The organism is Vibrio sp. 2134-1 (assembly GCF_033339495.1).
The window spans coordinates 1-504 of sequence record NZ_JAWOUS010001016.1; the positions used below are offsets into that span (position 1 = coordinate 1).

Below are 504 nucleotides of genomic sequence, written 5' to 3' on the forward strand. Positions count from 1 at the left end.
AGCTTGCAGTAGTCGAGAACCTCATCAACTAACAACTGCCCTTCACGGTCTGGGTCTCCCGCATGAATCACTTCGGTTGCTTCTTTGAGCAATTTACGAATCACGGTTAACTGCTTACTGGCACTTTTTCTCGGTCTAAGTTGCCATTGCTGAGGAACAATCGGCAGATCGGCCATGTTCCATTTTTTGTAGCGTTCATCGTAAGCGTCTGGCTCAACTTGCTCTAGCAAATGACCAATACACCACGTCACCACATCACCATTTCCACAACGGATAAAGCCTTGGTCTTTCTTTTGGGGATTAGGTAAAGCAGCCGCAATAGCACGGCCTAGACTGGGTTTTTCAGCAATAAACAGACGAGACATAAGGATTTGGAAATCAAAATAATTAGGGCCACATTATCGAATGTAGCCCTAAGAAATCAAGGGAAAACTGTATAAATGAACAGTAATCGTTATCTAGATATGTATTTATTGAAATTCAACAAACTTAGACAAATCGCGC

At 42.7% G+C, this 504-nt stretch carries 1 protein-coding gene; it reads right to left on the reverse strand.

Going from position 1 to position 504, the window contains the following annotated elements; translation table 11 throughout:
• The coding region (locus R7R78_RS29785; RefSeq protein WP_263856363.1) for a toprim domain-containing protein at nucleotides 1-365 on the reverse strand (365 nt) is incomplete at its 3' end.
• Nucleotides 366-504: the final 139 nt, after the last annotated feature.